Annotated in this window: 10 protein-coding genes; 6 read left to right on the forward strand and 4 right to left on the reverse strand. The window is 71.8% G+C overall.

The genetic code is table 11. From position 1 onward, the window contains the following. Positions 1–207: 207 nt before the first annotated feature. Both ACIHFD_RS36630 and ACIHFD_RS36635 read right to left on the reverse strand, forming a co-directional pair. Positions 208–6,957 carry an NACHT domain-containing protein gene (locus tag ACIHFD_RS36630; RefSeq protein WP_397370895.1) on the reverse strand — a complete coding sequence of 2,250 codons (6,750 nt, stop codon included), beginning with the start codon at positions 6,955–6,957 and terminating at the stop codon, positions 208–210. 105 nt (positions 6,958–7,062) lie between these two features. After that, a complete protein-coding gene (locus ACIHFD_RS36635) occupies positions 7,063–7,650 on the reverse strand; it encodes a helix-turn-helix domain-containing protein (protein WP_350727120.1) in 588 nt (195 codons plus the stop codon). Between the two features lie 213 nt (positions 7,651–7,863). Between ACIHFD_RS36635 and ACIHFD_RS36640 the strand changes: the two genes are divergently transcribed. Next, the gene (locus ACIHFD_RS36640; RefSeq protein ID WP_397370896.1) at positions 7,864–8,730 is read left to right on the forward strand and encodes an LLM class flavin-dependent oxidoreductase; all 867 of its coding nucleotides are present in this window, start codon (positions 7,864–7,866) and stop codon (positions 8,728–8,730) included. On the opposite strand, the gene ACIHFD_RS36645 is transcribed toward ACIHFD_RS36640, so the two are convergent. Beyond that, complete coding sequence (locus ACIHFD_RS36645) at positions 8,720–10,060, reverse strand: leucine-rich repeat domain-containing protein (protein ID WP_397370897.1); 1,341 nt, start codon at positions 10,058–10,060, stop codon at positions 8,720–8,722. The two genes, ACIHFD_RS36640 and ACIHFD_RS36645, sit on opposite strands and share 11 nt — an antisense overlap. A gap of 83 nt (positions 10,061–10,143) precedes the next feature. Next, on the reverse strand, positions 10,144–10,830 hold the full coding sequence (locus tag ACIHFD_RS36650; RefSeq protein ID WP_397370898.1) for a sulfotransferase family protein: 687 nt from the start codon (positions 10,828–10,830) through the stop codon (positions 10,144–10,146). A gap of 97 nt (positions 10,831–10,927) precedes the next feature. Between ACIHFD_RS36650 and ACIHFD_RS36655 the strand changes: the two genes are divergently transcribed. Genes ACIHFD_RS36655 through ACIHFD_RS36675 form a run of 5 tightly spaced genes read left to right on the forward strand, consistent with a single transcriptional unit; the run spans position 10,928 to position 16,747 of the window. Then, positions 10,928–12,457 carry a class I adenylate-forming enzyme family protein gene (locus ACIHFD_RS36655; RefSeq protein WP_397370899.1) on the forward strand — a complete coding sequence of 510 codons (1,530 nt, stop codon included), beginning with the start codon at positions 10,928–10,930 and terminating at the stop codon, positions 12,455–12,457. Between the two features lie 39 nt (positions 12,458–12,496). Then, entirely contained in the window at positions 12,497–14,056 is a 1,560-nt protein-coding gene (locus ACIHFD_RS36660; protein ID WP_397370900.1) for an NAD(P)-binding domain-containing protein, read from the forward strand. Further along, complete coding sequence (locus tag ACIHFD_RS36665) at positions 14,056–15,099, forward strand: alpha-hydroxy acid oxidase (RefSeq protein ID WP_397370901.1); 1,044 nt, start codon at positions 14,056–14,058, stop codon at positions 15,097–15,099. Before ACIHFD_RS36660 ends, ACIHFD_RS36665 begins: the two co-directional genes overlap by 1 nt. Next, entirely contained in the window at positions 15,093–16,418 is a 1,326-nt protein-coding gene (locus ACIHFD_RS36670) for a cytochrome P450 (protein ID WP_397370902.1), read from the forward strand. The genes ACIHFD_RS36665 and ACIHFD_RS36670 overlap by 7 nt, the downstream gene beginning before the upstream one ends. Continuing rightward, on the forward strand, positions 16,415–16,747 hold the full coding sequence (locus tag ACIHFD_RS36675; protein WP_397370903.1) for a hypothetical protein: 333 nt from the start codon (positions 16,415–16,417) through the stop codon (positions 16,745–16,747). The genes ACIHFD_RS36670 and ACIHFD_RS36675 overlap by 4 nt, the downstream gene beginning before the upstream one ends. The last annotated feature ends 44 nt before the right edge of the window (positions 16,748–16,791 follow it).

Here is a 16,791-nt window from a genome sequence, read left to right on the forward strand (position 1 = left end):
GCCGCGGACGAGCAGCGAACGCAGGCCCGCCACCGGGTCGGGTTCGGCTGTCCGGGCGTGGGCGGTGGTGGGAGCGGCGGTGACAAGGGCTAAGGCGACGATGAGGGGGTGCATGCCGTACATCCAGGTGGTGAAGATCAAATGTGGTTGGTGTGAATCTAGCGGGCGGGTGTGACAGGTCGCTTCTGCCGCCCGCCGAACGACGCCTCAGGTGCCGGGAGTTCCCCAGAGAGGGTGGTCCAGCGGTACCTGACGGACCGACGGCAGGTACAGGTCGAGCTCGCCAGGCTCGAACCGGCGCATGCCCACGACGAACCAGAACTGCCCGGCCACCTCGCCCATCTGCTTGTAGCGCCCGTCGGGCGTCAGCGCGACCCAGCCGTCCGGCAGGCCGAGCAGGGTGGCACGCCGCGCCGGGGCCGTGCCGGGACCGACGTCCCACAGGATGACGCCGCCGTCGTCCCCGGCGCTGGCCAGGAGATCGCCCGACGGCGCGAATGCCACCGAGACCACGCGCCGGGTGTGCCCGGCCAGGGTGTGCAGCCGGCGGCCCGTCTCAGGATCCCAAAGGTGTACGGCGAGGTCGTCGCCGGCTGTGGCGAGCAACGACCCGTCGGGGCTGTACGCGGCCGCCCACAGCCGGCCGGTCCCCTCCCGGAGCACGTTGAGGCACTCCCCGGTGGACACGTCCCAGACGCGGGCCGTGCCGTCGTGGCCGGCACTGGCCAGCCGGTCGCCCGACGGGTGGAAGGCCACCGCGTAGACGCGGTCGTCGTGGCCGATCAGCTGGACCCGCAGCGTGCCGGTCTCGGCGTCCCACAGCCGTACGCGACGGTCGTCGCAGCCGGTGGTGACGAGCCGCCCGTCGGGGCTGAACGCGATGGCGCGCACCCGCCCGAGGTGGTCCGTCAGCTCGGCCGCCAGCCGCCCGGTCGGGTGGTGCCAGATCCTGACACTGTCCTCGTCGTCGGCGATGGCCAGCATGCTCCCGTCGGGGCTGAACGCCTCGGCCCACACCTGGTCGGTGTCGGCGTTGAGTTCGCGCTCGTGCTCACCCGTGGCGGCGTTCCAGAAGTGCACGCCGCCGTCGTTGGTGGAGGTGGCCAGCAGCGGACCGGCGGGGGAGAACGCCGCGGAGACGAGCCGGTCGGAGGTGCCGGTGAACTGCCGCAGCTGCCGCCCGGTCCACGGCTCCCACACGCGTACGACGCCGTCGTTGCCGCCGGTCGCCAGCATCGAGCCGTCGGCGCTGAACCGCACCGTGGAGATCCGCCGCCCGTGCCCGCGGAGGATGCGCCGGCTCCGGCCGGTGAGCGCGTCCCACAGGCGCACCGTGCCGTCGTTGCCGCTGGTGGCGAGCTGCCGGCCGTCGGGCCGGAAGGCGAACGGCCACACCGAGGTATGGTGCCCCGTCAGCTCCACCCGCTCACCGTCGAGCCGCTGGAGCCGCACCACCCCGCGTGCGTCCCCGCTGGCCAGCACGTGCCCGTCGGGGCTGAACAGCACCTGGTGGACAGCGGTGTCGTGACCCGGCAGGGCTCCGCGAGCAATGCCGTCGGCCACGTCCCACAGCCGTACCGCGCCCGTGGCGTCTCCTGAGGCCAGCAGCCGTCCGGTGGGGTCGAAGGACAGCGTGCGGACCGGGCCCGCGTGGCCGGGGAGCTCCCGTACGAGCGAGCCTTCGTGCGGGTCCCACAGGCGGATCAGGCCCGTGGCGTACCCGGCTGCCAGCAGGCGGCCGTCCGGGCTGGGCGCCAGGCGATGCACCGCGCCGCCGTGGCCGGCGAGCTCGTGCCGCACCCGGCCGGTGCCCGGCTCCCAGACCCTGATCGCGCCGGCGGCGTCGCCGGTCGCCAGCAGGTCGCCGGCGAACGCGGCGGTGTGGAGCGGGGAGGAGTGGCCGGGGAAGGTCGCCACCGTTTCCCCTGTGCGCACCGACCACACGCGCACCACCCCGTCGGCGCCGCCGGCCATCACCCGCTCACCGGATGGGCTGAGCACCACCGGCCAGACGCCTTCCGGGTGCCCGGTGAGCACGTGCAGGCACTCGCCGGTGGCCGGGTCCCACAGGCGGATCGTGCCGTCGTCGCCGCCGGTGACCAGCGTGCCGGAGGCGTACGCGGTCTTGTGGACGCGCCCCCGGTGCCCGTACAGGGTGCGCAGCGGCAAGCCGGTGGCGGAGTCGCAGATGAGCACGCCGCCGTCGTCGCTGCCCACGGCCAGGGTGTTGCCGTCGGGGTGGTAGGCGATCGGCTCGGGCAGGCGGCCGCTCTCGTGGCGATGGCCGTACGGCACGCCGAGCAGCGCGGGCGCCACTTCGACGGCCACCGGCCGGCCCGGCGAGATCGCGGCGCCGCGCAGGGCGGGGTCGTCGGCCAGCGCCGGTGAGCGGGTCACGCCGATCAGTGCCGCGAGGTCCCAGCGGCTGCCCTCGGTCGCGATGTCGCGCAGGTCGGCCCGGGCCAGCCTGGCCCGGGTCAGGTCCGCTCCACGCAGGTCGGCCCCGGTCAGTACGGCCTCGTCCAGCCGCGCACCCACGAGCCGGGCGTCCCGCAGCACCGCCCGCGCCAGGTTGGTCCCCACGAGCCGGGCGTCGGTGAGGTCCGCCCCGCTCAGGTCGACGCCGGAGAGGTCCCGGTAGGACAGGTCCTCGCCGGTCAGCCGGGCCCCCCGTAGATCGGGGCCGGCGGGTAGCCGCAGCCGGCCGGCGATCTTCATCGCGTTGGCCCGCGAGACGTCGTCGGCACCCGCGTCGGCCAGCGTCTCCGTCACCCACGACCGTAGCCACCGTACGTCCGCCAGGTCGCACAGGAAGTCCACGGTCAGCGTCGACAAGTGCCGGCGCGGCAGCGGCGCGGGATCGCCCAGGGCGACATGCCGGGCGATCAGCCACTCCATCACCGAGGAATGGATGAACCCGAACATCCCCTCCTCGGTCCGCACCAGCAGGCTGCCCGACCCCACCGCGTGCGCCGCCTGCGCGGCCGACAGCCGCCCGTCGGCCAGCCCTGTCAGCGTCTCGCCGATCTCGGTCAGCTCGTCCAGATCCAGCAGCGACTTCCCGGACTCCCACAGCCGCAGCGCCAGCGCCGTCACCGCCTGCCACAGCTCCTCGGTGCTCAGCACCGCCGCCGAGCCCGGCACCCCGGCCCGCCGCTCCTCGAAGGCCAGCCACGAGGTCAGGATCTCCTCGTACAGCCCTGCCGCGCTGATCGCGCCGCCCGTCGTGGCCACCGTGCGCAGCCGCTCGCCGGGCAGGTCGGCGACGAAGCTGAGCATGCGCGGGTTCTGGGCCAGGCCCAGCAGATCCGAGATGCCGCCGATCAGCGCGAACCGGTCGTCGGCGGCCTGCTCGTCGCCGTACCTGTTGAGCAGGTATGCCCGCACCTGCGCGGGGGTGAAATCCTCCACGGTCAGCACCCGGTGCTGCGGCAGCATGCCCACCGTCTCGCCCAGCGCGGTGAGGACCTGATGGTGTGACCTGAAGTGCTGCGTACGGCTGGTGACCACGATCTTGGCCTTGTCCTGGGCCGCGGCGAGCAGCGTGGTCAGGTGGTCGGCCGCCCGGTCGTAGGTGACCCGCGTCACCAGCTCGTCGAAGCCGTCGAAGAGCAGCACGATCCGCCCCTGCCGCAGCATGTAGTGGAACGCCTTGAGATCGATGAACCGCTCGTGGTGCGCGGCGAGGTGCGCCGCCACCAGGGAGTCCATCGACTGGGCCTTTTCCAGCGCGCGCAGCTCGATGAAGACCGGCGTCAGGTGCGGCAGCTCGGCCGGGATGCGCCGGGCCAGCTCGCGAAGTGCGAACGTCTTGCCCCGGCCGAAGTCGCCCAGCACCAGCATGAACCGTCCGTGGTCGGCGGCCAGCAGCCGCATCAGCTCCTTGGCCAGGTCCTCCTGTACGCCTGGCTGGGGACGGTCCAGCTCCCTGAACCGCTGGGGTACGTACAGGTCGGGCGGGTAGCGCCGGTCGGAGCGCAGCCGCCTGGTCTGCTCGGCCACGTAGTTCGACAGGTCGAGCAGGCCCTGGAATTCGGTGAAGCTGCGCAGCCTGAGCCCTCTGCGCGTGGCGTAGTCGCGCACCGCCGTGGCCGGCGCGGGCCCCTGGTAGACCAGTTCGGATCCCGGGCCTGGCACGGCGGCGTGCACATGCCGCAGGAACGCCTCCACGTCGGTTTCGGTGACCCGGCCCAGGTGGGCGCCGATGAGGTACTGGCGGACGAACCCGTCCTCGGGGACGGTCATCAGCAGGTACGGGGGGTGAGCCGGCACCGTGCGGATCTGGGCGTGTTCGTACCGGGCCTCGCACACCTCGGCGACCCGGTCCAGCAGGCTCGCCCCGTCGGCCGGCTCCGCCACCGGCAGCGGTACGTCGAGCATCGCCCCGGCGGACGGTGTTCGAGGTGGGGGGAAGGCGCCGTGCCAGATGGAGTGGTCGCCGGGTGGCTCGTTCTCCACCCAGTCGCCGGCGATCGGCTGCGGCGTCGAGCCGTTCAGGTCGAGCCGCAGCTCGATGTCCCATTCGCCGTCCCATTCGCCGTCCTGGAGCGCGACGATGTCCGCCTGCACCAGGTTGATCAGGCTCGCCCATTCGCCGGCCGCGCACTGCGAGCGCCACAGCAGGGTGTGGCGTCGCCACTCGGTGAGCGGGTCCTCGTGCCCCGGGAGCAACGCGCCGGCCCTGAGGACGGCCAGGCAGGCCAGCGCGATCACCAGCAGGTTGGCGGAGTAGTAGGCGTGGCGCTGCGGGAGGCCGGCCGTGCGCGGGCGGTAGTTCGGGTACGGCACGCTCAACCGCGTGTCCAACCGGCGGCTCAGCCACATGACGAGCTCGCCCCAGCGGCTCTCCGCGCCCTTCGCCTCGGCCAGCTCCCGCAGGAAGGAGACGACGGTGGTACGGGACGACAGCGCCGACCATGACAGCAGGGCCTGCAACAGCCCGTCGTCGACCTCGGTCACCACCAGGCCCGACTGCTTGACGGCCAGGTCACCCAGCAGGGTGGTGATGAGCCGGGCGGTGAGATACTCGCCGAAGGTCGCGTGCAGGAACTCGTAGGTCTGCACCACGTCGTGGTCGCGGGTGGCCTGCGCGCGATGGACGAAGAAGAACTTCGCGATGGCGAGTTCGCCGGCCGTGAGCGGAGTGGCGAAGGTGCCGGTGCGTACCTGCGCGGGAAACTCCAGTCCCGACAGATCGTGGTCCAGTTCGGCCGTGGTCACCCACTGGCGGCCCCGGTTCAACATCGCGAACGCGACGTACGACAGGTGCAGCATCTCGCGTTCGAGCAGGAACGGAACCTGGTCCTCGGGATAGGCCTTCTCCAGCTCCCGCTCCACGAATCGGCGCATCAGCCGTTCGTAGAGCTCCGTCTGCCGGAACTCCGCCGCGTCCTTGCTCAGCGCGTTCCCGTCGGCGTCATACAGCGCGAGCATCAGCAGGAGCAGCGGTTGCTCCGCCAGGGCTCGCTGAGCGAGCGCGACGTCCAGAGCGAGCGGCCTGATCCTCTGCCGGACGAAATAGGCGTCGTTCCTGGCGTTCCAGGCGGTCAGCCAGCGGTCGATCTGCGCCTCGTTGAACGGTTCGAGCCTGGCGACCACGGTGCCGGGGACGAACGCGGCCCGATCCGCGACGGCCGTACGCGAGGTGATGACGACCGCGACCGCCCGGCCGGCATCGGCCTCGCGCCGCTGGAACCGGGCCACCTTCTCGAGGTAGTCCGACTGGCGCACCCCCGTCGCCTGCAGCAGTTCGTCGAAGCCGTCGAGCAGGACCACGGGCAGGACGCCCTCGGCGCTCCTGGCCAGAGCGGGCCACTCCAGCCGCTCACCGCTGAGCCGGTAGACGGCCTGCTCGATCTGCTCCTGGATGTCGGCGTTCGCCGCTACGTCCCGTAATGGCACCCGGACCGGCAGGTACCGTCCCTCCGGCAGCCGGGCGGCCAGGACCTTGGTCAGCAGGGATTTGCCCGCGCCGGGTTGGCCGAGGATGACGAACGGCACCTCGCTCGCCGTCGACCGGGTCAGAAAGCCGGCGAGGAACCGCGGCAGGTCATCGCGGACCTCCAGGTCGTCCCACCACGCTTCGAGGCTGGGGTCGGTGGGGTGGCGCACCTCGCTCGTACGGAAGCGAGGCGTCACATAGGCCTCCTCGACGGTCGGCAGTCGCACGGCGGCGGCCGTCTCGTCCTGTCCCCTCGTCGCCGCCAGCGGTTCCTTCAACGCCGCGCGGTGCAGCCTGCTCAGGGTGGTCAGCTGGGCCGGGAGGGCGGCGCCCGAGGCGACCAGGGACAGCAACCGCTCGAGCTCCGCCAGGCCTGCTCTCGTCGCCTGATGCTCGATCATCCCCGCCCACAGCGCGAACTCGGGGACATCGAGCGCCAGCCTCCGGTACCGGTCCTCGTAGTGCCGGACGGCCGTCTCCGGCAGCTTCCGCTCGAGTTGGGCGACGACCTTCTCCCGCTCGGACGGACCGAGCCCGTCCCAGACCTTCAGTCTCATGACGAACGACCGCAGGCGATGACCGTACGTCTCGTAGAACTCGAGGACGGCTCGCTTGGCCTGCTCGAAAGGGAGGTACGGCGAAGGACGGGGGAGGCCACGCGACAGGTCGATGCCCGAATGCCCGGCCAGCTTCGCCTGCTCCTCCTTGCTCATCCGCAGGTCCTGCGAGCTGAACGGCAGATCGATGGAGTCGACCGCCTCGAAGAACGCCGTGATGACGAGGATCGTGTGCGCGGCCTCCATGCGTTCGGTACGGCTGTGCCATTCGCGGCCGGTGCGCCACTCGCGCCACCGGCCGAGGAGGGTGTTGCCCACCTGCACGAACTGCTGTTTGGCGTCGATCACGTCCCAGAGTCCGAGCGTGCCGATGCCGAGCAGCAGGTCGATCTTCTCGACCGCCGGATCGGCGCCGCCCAGGAGCCGGACGGCGTCGGCGTACCGGTAGTCCTTCGCCATGTCCACGATCCTCTATCGCCGCGGGGAGCGTGTGAATCAGTTTGTTCACTTCGGCGGGCGGAAGATCGGCTCGTCCGGCATCCGGAACGCTGATCCGATCGAACTTTAGCGGTGCGGCAGGCGCAGTCCTGCGATGAGGAGCTCGACCAGCCGGCGAGCGTCGTAGCGAGGATCGTTGTCGGCGCCGATGCAGAGGTTGCCGACGCCGCGCATGAGCTCGTAGGCGTCCACGTCGGAGCGGATCTCGCCGGCGGCGGCCGCGGCTTCGAGGAGCTGGGCGCACGCGGGCACGAGCCGGTCGAGGAAATAGGCGTGCAGCGTGTCGAAGCCGGCGTCGTCCGACCGCAGCACGGCGGCCAGTCCGTGCTTGGTGACCAGGAAGTCGACGAACAGGTTGATCCATCGCCCCAGCGCGGCGTGCGGGGTCGCGCCGCTCGCCAGCAGGGTCGGGGCGGCCTCGGCGCAGGCCTCGACCTGGTGCCGGTAGACGGCGATGATGAGGTCCGCCCGCGTCGGGAAGTGGCGGTAGATCGTGGCCACCCCGACTCCCGCCCTGGCCGCGACGTCGCGCACCGGCGCTTCGACGCCCGAGGTCACGAAGACCGCCGCGGCGGCGTCGAGCAGCGTCCTCTCGTTGCGCCGGGCGTCGGCCCGCTTGCGCGGGGCCGCCCGCCCCGTGCCGCCCTCGTTCACCGTGCCGCTTCCTCCGCTGCCGAGCTTGCCAAAACGGAACCCCGTTCCTTATCGTAATCGGAACTAGGTTCCGATTGCTCATGATGCCAGAGCAGAGCTCTGGTCACCAAGTATGGCGCGGTCAGGAAGCGCCGCGCTGAACCGTGTTCCGATTGACCGACCGAAAGGATCAGCGGCCCGATGTTGCACACCTCCCGGCCTCGCTTCGGGATCATGACCGCCCCGTCGCAGGTCGACTACCAGGACGTCCTGCGGGTCTGGCGCGAGGCGGACACGATCCCGGAGATCGAGCACGCATGGCTGTTCGATCATCTCCTGCCCATCTTCGGCGACCCTGACGGGACGACGTACGAGGGCTGGACCCTGCTCTCGGCCCTCGCCGCGCAGACCCGGCGGCTGCGCCTCGGCCTGCTCGTGACCAGCAACCGCTTCCGGCCGCCCGCGCTGCTGGCCAAGATCGCCGCGACCGTCGACATCGTCTCCGGCGGACGGCTCGACTTCGGCATCGGCGCCGGCTCGCGGCCCAGCTGGCCCTCGGCCCGGCGCGAGTACGACGCGCACGGCCTGCCCTTCCACGACGCCGCGCACGCCGTGGGGAGCCTCGCCGAGGCGTGCACGGTGATCCGGCGGCTGTGGACCGAGGACGAACCGTTCGACTTCCACGGCACCTACGTCCGGCTCACCGGGGCGTTCTGCAACCCCAAACCCGTCCAGCGCCCTCACCCGCCCATCCTCATCGGCGGGCGCTCGGGCCCGACGCTGCGCGTGGCCGCCGAGCACGCCGACCTGTGGAACATCCCCGGCGGCGACATCGACGACGTCGTCCGCCGCAGCCGGCTGCTGGACCGCTACTGCACCGAGCTCGGCCGCGACCCCGCCTCGATCATCCGCTCGATCCACCTGCCGGTCTCCTACGACCAGCCCGACATCACCCGGGACGCGATCGGCGAGGCGCTCGACGCCGGCTTCCGGCACATCGTCCTCGGACTGTCGGCGCCCTACCCCGCCGGCGTCGCGCGCTGGGTCGCCGACGAGCTCATCACCACGGCGACCCGAGCCGCCGCCGAGTTCAGTCGCTGAGCACGCCACGGGCGCGCAGGTCGGACAGGAGGTCGGGCGGCAGGGCCGGGCAGCGGCTCACGGTGACCTCCTTGAGCGACGGGAAGCCGCCGGCCTCTCCCAGGTCGCTCAGCGAGCCGCAGTCGTAGAGGTGCAGGGTGCGCAGGGAGAGCAGGCGCTCGAGCCCGTCCAGGGTGGTCAGGCGGCCGGTGCAGGCGACGTAGAGCTCCTCCAGGTTCAGCAGCCCCGCGAACGGGCTGAGGTCGGAGAGGTGGTCCAGCCCCTGCAGGGTCAGGGTGCGCAGGGCGGGCATGCGCGCGAGCGCGGAGAAGTCCGTCATGAGGTCGGTGTAGGCCAGGTACACCTCGCTGATCGACGGGTGCCCTTCGAGCCCGTCGAGCGAGGTGAGCTTGGTGAAGCTCTCGACGGTGATCCCTGTCAGGGCGGGCAGCCGCGACAGCGGGCGCAGGTCGGGGAGCGGAGCGCTGGGCAGGCCGAGGTTCGTCAGGCGGGGGTGGTGGCCGAGGCCGTCGAGGCTCTTCAGCTTCGTGCAGCCGCTGAGATACGCCCGTTCGAGCGCGGGCATGGCGGCGATCCCGTCGAGGCTGGTCAGGCGGGCGCAGTGCATGTGCAGCTCGGTGACGGAGTCGAGGCCGTACAGGCCGTCGATGCTTGTGATCTTGGTACGGCTCACGTCCAGTTCGGTCAGCCGGCGCAGCCCGGACAGCGGCCGGATGTCCTCGATGAACCGGCAGTTGTCGAGACCGAGCCAGTCCAGGTACGGGAACGCCTCGCCGAACCCCTCGACGCTGGTCACCCCGCTGCTGCGCAGGCTGAGACGGCGCAGGTTGCGCAGGCCGAGCAGCGGGGAGACGTCGGACACCGCGGGGGAGCTGGTGACCTCGAGCACCTCAAGGCCGACGAGCCCGGCGAGCGGCCGCAGGTCGCTGACGGCCGCGCAGCCGTCCAGCTTGAGCTCGCGCAGCTCGGTCAGCGCGGCGAGCTCGGAGAGGTCGGTGAGGCGCTTGCAGTGGTCGAGGACCAACGTCCGCAGGATCGTCAGGTGGCGCAGCCCGGTGAGCGAGTCACGCCGGCGCAGCTCCAGCTCGGTACGGCCCTCGTCGTCGAAGGCGGGGGCGAGCAGGTGCTCGGCGAAGGCGTCGGGGTCGAGCGCCTGGGGCCACAGCCTGAGCAGCTTCTCGGACGACGGCTCGGCGATCTCCGCGAACTCCGCGGCCAGCGCGAGCGCGTCGCCCTCCCCGCGCAGCGCGAGCTCACGCAGGGATTTCCAGGCACGTTCCGGGGACGCGGACGCCAGTTTGGCGCGGTAGTCGGAAAGGTCCAGGTTCATGCCATGCCACCCTACGCATTCGCGATCTTCCTGGATGGCGTTCGGGAACACTCGGCCGGTCGTGCGGGAGGGCCGGGGCGCCGTCAACGGCCGCGCACGATCAGCCGAAGGAGCCGGCGCGGCCGTTTCGCGCGGAACGCAGCCCGCTCGTTGACCTGCGGGAACGGCATCTCCGGCACGGGCACGCCGAGGAACGCGCACAGCGGCTCCCACCCGTCCCGCACCTCGAACACCAGCAACCGCTCCGCCGGGATCGCCGCCCGCACCTCGGCCGCGTGCCGTTCGTAGACGTTGAGGACGTGGTCGCGGTCGTCGATGCGGCCGCCGAAGACGCGGTCCATGACGGTCGCCCTGGCCATGCGCGGGTAGAGGGCGAAATCCGGCGCGCGGCGGGCCACCAGCCAGCGGGTCACCCGGCGGCGCAGGGGGAGCCGGCGCTCCTCCAGGGCGCTGCGGAAGATGGTCTCGCTGACGCTGTCGTACCAGCGGGCGGGGTCGCGGACGGTCAGGACGACCTTGGCGTCCGGGTAGTGCCCGGCCAGCTCGCGCCAGTACGCCGAGGCGGGCCAGTCGAGCGCCGACCGGAAGCCGGCGAACAGCGTGTCCCAGTCGCGGGAGCGGCCCTCCCCGACATCGAGCCACTGCCGGACGCGGTACGGCTCCGCGATGACCGTCGACATGTGGTAGCAGGGGCCGAAGCCCAGAATTTCGAGGGCCGCCTTGAGCGACCGCGTGCCCGTGCGCCCGAAGCCCGCGCCGATCACTTTCACGTCGCGCTCACCACCTGCACGTCTCTGATGGGTCTCTGATCTGTGCCGTCTAATGTCGCGATAAATCCGGAAATATGGAAGCACAGAGGAGGCGCACATGCCCTTTCCGCAGCCTCTGCTCGACGCGCTGCGCGACGCCCCGGATCGACCGGCCTTCGAGCACGGCGACAGGACCCTCTCCCGGGGCGAGCTGCTGGAGCTGATCCGGCGGCTGGCGGGCGCGATGCGCGCCGCGGGCCTGGGTCCTGGGCGGGCCGTCGCGGTGCGCACGGCCGTCACGCCCGAGGCGTTCGCCGCCCACATGGCCGCGCACACGCTGGGCTGCCGGGTCGTCGGCATCCGGCCCGGCTATCCGGAGGGGCAGCTCGTCCACGTGCTGGGGATGGGGATCGACGCCCTGCTCGTGGACCCCGCGACCGCGACCCCCGACCTGCGCCGCGCCGCGGCCCGTCACCTCCCCGGCCGGCCGACGCTGTCCCTGGGCCCCTGTACGGGCGCCGGCGACCTGCTGGCGCACCCCGACGACGGACGGCCGCTGACCGTGACCGCCCGCCCCGACGACGTGGCGGCCCTGACCTTCACCAGCGGCAGCACCGGCCGCCCGAAGGGGTGCGCGATCACGTACCGGGCGCTCGGCGAGCACTGGGCGTGGCAGCCGCGCGTGTGGTCGCCCGTCGCGGCCGGGCTCGCCGGGGCCTTCGAGCGGTACCTGCTGTTCGGCACGCTGGCCAGCATGGTCGTGATGGAGTTCGTGGCGCCGTGCCTGCTCGGCGGCGGCACGGCGGTGATCCCGGAGGACGACGGGCGGCCGATGTTCCCGTACGCGATCGAGCGCCACCGGATCACCGGCTCGATCATCACCGTGCCCCGGCTCTTCCAGATGCTGAAATTTCTGGACAAGGTGGATGTGAGCAGCTTGCGGGCGCTGATGGTCTCGGGGTCGCCCATCAGCGCGCGGCGGCTGGCCGAGGCCGTTGAGAAGCTGGGCCCGGTCGTCTACCAGGGCTACGGCCAGACCGAGGCGGGCAACATCGCCATGCTCACCCCCGACCACATCGCCGCCGGCGTGCTGGAGCCCGTCGGCCGCCCGCATCCCGGGGTCGAGATCAGCGTGCGCGACGAGCACGACGGCGAGCTGCCCCCCGGCGTGACGGGCGAGATCCACGTACGCAGCCCGTACCTGATGCGGGGTTACTGGGGCGACGAGGAGGAGACCCGCGAGACCCTGAAGGACGGCTGGCTGCGCACCCGCGACCTCGGCCACGTGGACGGGGACGGCTTCCTCCACCTGGCCGGCCGCTCCCGCGACGTGATCATGGTCAACGCCATGGTGGTGTACGCGGGCCCGATCGAGCGCGCGCTGACCGATCACCCCGGCGTGGACGAGGCGTACGTGGTGGGCGCCCCGGACGAGGACACGGGCGAGGCCGTGCACGCGTTCGTCGTCCCGGCCGCGGGCCGGACCCCGGACCGGGGCGCGCTGAGGGCGCTGGTACGCGCGCGGCTCGGCGAGGACAGCGTTCCCCAGACGATCACGATCGTCCCCGCCGTCCCCCTCGCCACCAGCGGCAAGCCCGACAAACGCGCCCTCTCTGAGCAAATTCTGAGAATTGCCCGCCAACACTGAGGTTGTCCGTTCAATCACCTCGTTGTGACGGAGGCTTCAGTGCCGGACAAGACCCTGGACTACCTGGTGATCGGCGCGGGCCCCGCGGGTTTGCAGCTGGGGTATTTCCTGCACGAGCAGGGGCGGGACTACCTGATCCTCGAGGCGGGTCCCGCGCCGGGCCAGTTCTTCCGCACCCACCCGCGCCATCGCACGCTGATCTCGATCAACAAGAAGTACACCGGATGGGACGACCCCGAGCTCAACCTCCGGATGGACTGGAACTCGCTGCTGTCCGACGACCCCGACCTGCTGTTCACCCGTTACAGCGACCGGTATTTCCCGCACGCCGACGACATGGTCCGCTACCTGGCCGACTTCGCCCAGAAGCGCGGCCTGCGCGTCGCCTACGACTCCCGGGTGGTCCGCGTGGACCGGCCCGGCTCCATGTTCCGGGTGACGGACGAGACGGGGCGCACGTACGAGGCGAAGCGGGTCATCGTCGCGACCGGCGTCACCAAGCCCAACATCCCGCCCATCGCGGGCATCGAGACGGCCGACCTGTACGGCACCCACTCCACCGACCCGGCCGACTACGTCAACCAGCGCGTGCTCGTCATCGGCAAGGGCAACTCGGCCTTCGAGACGGCCGACAACCTGATGGAGACCGCCGCGGTCATCCACGTGGCGGGCCCGCGCTCGGTCCGCATGGCCTGGCGCACGCATTACGTCGGCCACCTGCGGGCGGTCAACAACGGCCTGCTGGACACCTACCAGCTCAAGTCCCAGAACGCGATCCTCGACGGCGACGTCAAGCGCGTCGAGCGCCGGCCGGACGGCACGTACCTGGTGACGGTCTCCTTCGTCCGGGTCGACGAGGTCACCAAGGACATCCCGTACGACAGCGTGATCCTCTGCACCGGCTTCCGCTTCGACGGCTCGATCTTCGGCGACGACTGCCGCCCCGAGCTGGTGATCAACGACAGGTTCCCGTCGCTCACCCCGGCCTACGAGTCCGTCAACGTGCCGGACCTCTACTTCGCCGGCACGATCACCCAGTCGCGCGACTTCAAGCACGGCACCAGCGGCTTCATCCATGGCTTCCGGTACGGCGTGCGCGCGCTGCACCGCGTCCTGGAGTCCCGCTACCACGATGTCCCCTGGCCCGCCACGGTGCTGCCTGCCGACCCGGCGGCGCTCGCGGCGGCGGTCATCGAGCGGGTCAACCGCACCTCGGCGCTGTGGCAGCAGTTCGGGCTGCTGGCCGACGTCATCGTGCCCGACGGGGACACCGCCCGTTACCTGGAGGAGTTGCCGTACGACCTGCAGGGCCCGCCGATCGGCGACCGCGGCCACTTCGCGATCACCCTGGAGTACGGGCCGGATCATGACAAGATCGACCCCTTCGACGTCGAGGTGGGCCGGATCCGCCAGAGCGACTCGGTCCGGGCGCATGAGGGCCACTACCTCCACCCCGTCGTCCGCCACCACGTGCCCGGCCGGCCCCCGGTCGCCCACCACATCACCGAGAACCTCGAGAACGAGTGGACCTCCAAGGAGATCCACGTCGAGCCCCTCCGGGCCTTCTTCGCCGCGCGGCTGACGTCCGTACCGGTCTGATGGAGCGGTGGAGCCTGCGCGAGTTCGAGGCCGAGGCCCGCGCCCGCCTCGACCCCGTGCACTACGACTACTTCGCCGGCGGGGCCGATGACGAGGTCACCGTGCGCGCGAACGAGGCCGCGTTCGCCCGGATCGGACTGCTGCCCAGGGTGCTGCGCGGCGCGGCCAAGCTGCAGACCGGCCTCACCCTGCTCGGCAGCCGCGCCGCCATGCCCGTGCTGGTGGCGCCGACCGCGTTCCACCGCCTCGCCGACCCGGAGGGCGAGCGGGCCACCGCCCGCGCGGCGGCCGCCGCCGAGACGATCATGATCGTCAGCATGGCCGCCACCGTCGCGATCGAGGAGGTGGCGGCCGGCGCGCCCGGCGCCGAGCTCTGGTTCCAGCTGTACGTGCAGCCGGACCTGGCCTTCACCGAGACCGTCGTGCGCCGCGCCGAGGCGGCCGGCTGCAAGGCGCTGGTCGTCACCGTGGACTCGCCCGTGCTCGGCCGGCACGAGCGGGACCTGCGCAACGACTTCCACGACCTGCCCGAACACCTGTGCTGCGAGAACCTGCGCGACGGCGACCGGGTTCGCCCGATCCTCATGTCGCCCGAGCTGTCGTGGGAGCACCTCGACCGGCTCCGGGAGATGACCGCGCTGCCGATCGTGGTCAAGGGTGTCACGCATCCCGGCGACGCCCGGATCGCGCTCGACCGAGGCGTCTCGGCGATCATGGTCTCGAACCACGGCGGGCGGCAACTCGACACCGTACCCGCCTCGATCGACCTGCTGCCGGACATCGCCGCGGCCGTCGGCGGGGCCGTGCCCGTGCTGCTGGACGGCGGGATCCGGCGCGGCACGGACGTGCTGAAGGCGCTGGCGTTCGGCGCCGCGGCGGTCGCCGTCGGCCGCCCGGTGATCTGGGGGCTGGCCGCGGACGGCGAGCGGGGAGTGGCCCGCGTGCTCGGCCGGTTGCGCGCGGAGGTCGAGCACGCGCTCACGCTGTGCGGCTGCGCGTCGATCGGCGACCTCGACCCGGGCATGGTGCGGCGGCCATGCTGATCATTGGGCTGATCATCCTGGCCCTGGCGTTTGTGGCGAGCCTGCCGTGGTGGCTGCCGGCGAGGGTCGTGGCGCTGCGCGTACGCGTCTTCAACCGGATCAACGGGGGCGAGGGCATCCCCGTCCCCGGCGACCTCGTGGGCGTCGACCGCTTCAGGGAGGTCTACTCGCACCCGGCCGCCGGCGGCCGCAGCCGGGGCGCCGCGCTGTCGGACCTGTTCTGGTACTGGCTGTCGCCCGGCCCCGAGATGCACCAGGAGCACCTGGAGGCGGGCGAGCGGTACGACGCGGTGGCCAAGGCGACGCGCGGGCTGCTCGCCGTGCCGCGCGACGAGGCCGAGGAGCTCACGCGCCGCTGCGCCGCCCGTACGCTGGCGGACGCGCGGGGGCCGGTGCGGCTGCGCGACCTGACGATGCCGCTGTGGGCCGAGTTCTCCTACGAGCTGGTGTTCGCCGAGCCGTGTCCGCGCGAGGCCCGCGACCTGATCGTGGGCAACGCGAACGACGTGGTCACCTCGCTCAAGTGCACCGGCCTGCGGCACATGGAACGCCGCCACCGCCTGACCCGCTACCTGCTCGGCCGCCTGTCACGCGTGCGGATCCCGCTCCCCGCCGGCCTGTCACCCCAGGAGCAGGCGTTCTACCTCCAGGGCGCCTTCTTCAACACCGCCGTCGTCCAGCTGTCGGAGGCCATGGCCCACCTGCTCATGGTCCTCGCGCAGCATCCCGGCGTGCAGGAGCGCGCCCGCACGGGGGACGACCGCTACCTCGACCAGGTGATCTCCGAGACGCTGCGGCTCTACCCGCTCTTCGGCATCGCCCACCGCGTCACCACCGGCGAGATCCCGCTCGGCGAGCGCACCGCGATCCCGGCCGGGTCGGTGCTCTGCTTCGACTATCCCGAGTTCCACCGCGCCGGGTTCGCCGAACCGGACCGCTTCGACCCGGGCCGTTTCGACCGGCCCGTCAAAGAGCTCAACCACATCCCGTTCGGCGTCGCCGCCAACCGACCCTGCCCGGCCTGGCGGCTGGCGCCGATCGCGATGCGGGTCGCGGCGCGGGAGATCCTGCACCGCCACGCCCTGCACTCCTCGGCCGCCCACACCCGGTCCCTGCCGAACCGGGGGCCGTGCCTGCTCACCCCGCCGCACGCGTCCCCGCCCCGTGCCGCGCTCGTCCTCATGCGGGTCCGCGACCGCTGGGAGGACGTCTGGCGCAGCCTCGTGCAACTCGTCCTCGGCACGTACATGGTCTGGGACGCCCGCCGGCAACGGCTCTGCGAGATCCACTTCGATCAACCAGCGGAGAACCGAACATGACCGTACTGGCCCACGTCACCTCTCCCGATCCGAACCTCGCCCTCATACTCAAGGTCCTGCCCGCCCTCGTCGTGATCCTGATCGTCGCGGCGATCTGCGGCCGGCTGGCGCAAATGGTGATGCAGCCGCGCGTGCTCGGCGAGATGGTCGCCGGCGTGCTCCTGGGGCCGACGTTCTTCGGCTGGCTCTTCCCCGACGCGCCGTCTCGGGGATCGTCCCCTCGCTGCTGCTCGGCTTCGGCGCGGGCCTCCTCCTGTACGACCTGCTCTCGCTGCCGGACGTCAGCCCCTTCCAGTTCGCCCTGTTCGTCGGCGGGGCGCTGTCGCTGACCGCGTTCCCCATGCTGGCCAGGATCCTGTCGGCACCGGCGCCG

This window comes from Nonomuraea sp. NPDC051941, from assembly GCF_044593615.1.

What these genes read in the sequence shown, in the direction of transcription:
- ACIHFD_RS36630 (WP_397370895.1), bottom strand. Translation starts at nt 6,957, where the DNA reads ATGGCGAAGGACTACCGGTACGCCGACGCCGTCCGGCTCCTGGGCGGC.
- ACIHFD_RS36640 (WP_397370896.1), top strand. Translation starts at nt 7,864, where the DNA reads ATGACCGCCCCGTCGCAGGTCGACTACCAGGACGTCCTGCGGGTCTGG.
- ACIHFD_RS36645 (WP_397370897.1), bottom strand. Translation starts at nt 10,060, where the DNA reads ATGAACCTGGACCTTTCCGACTACCGCGCCAAACTGGCGTCCGCGTCC.
- ACIHFD_RS36655 (WP_397370899.1), top strand. Translation starts at nt 10,928, where the DNA reads ATGCCCTTTCCGCAGCCTCTGCTCGACGCGCTGCGCGACGCCCCGGAT.
- ACIHFD_RS36665 (WP_397370901.1), top strand. Translation starts at nt 14,056, where the DNA reads ATGGAGCGGTGGAGCCTGCGCGAGTTCGAGGCCGAGGCCCGCGCCCGC.
- ACIHFD_RS36670 (WP_397370902.1), top strand. Translation starts at nt 15,093, where the DNA reads ATGCTGATCATTGGGCTGATCATCCTGGCCCTGGCGTTTGTGGCGAGC.
- ACIHFD_RS36675 (WP_397370903.1), top strand. Translation starts at nt 16,415, where the DNA reads ATGACCGTACTGGCCCACGTCACCTCTCCCGATCCGAACCTCGCCCTC.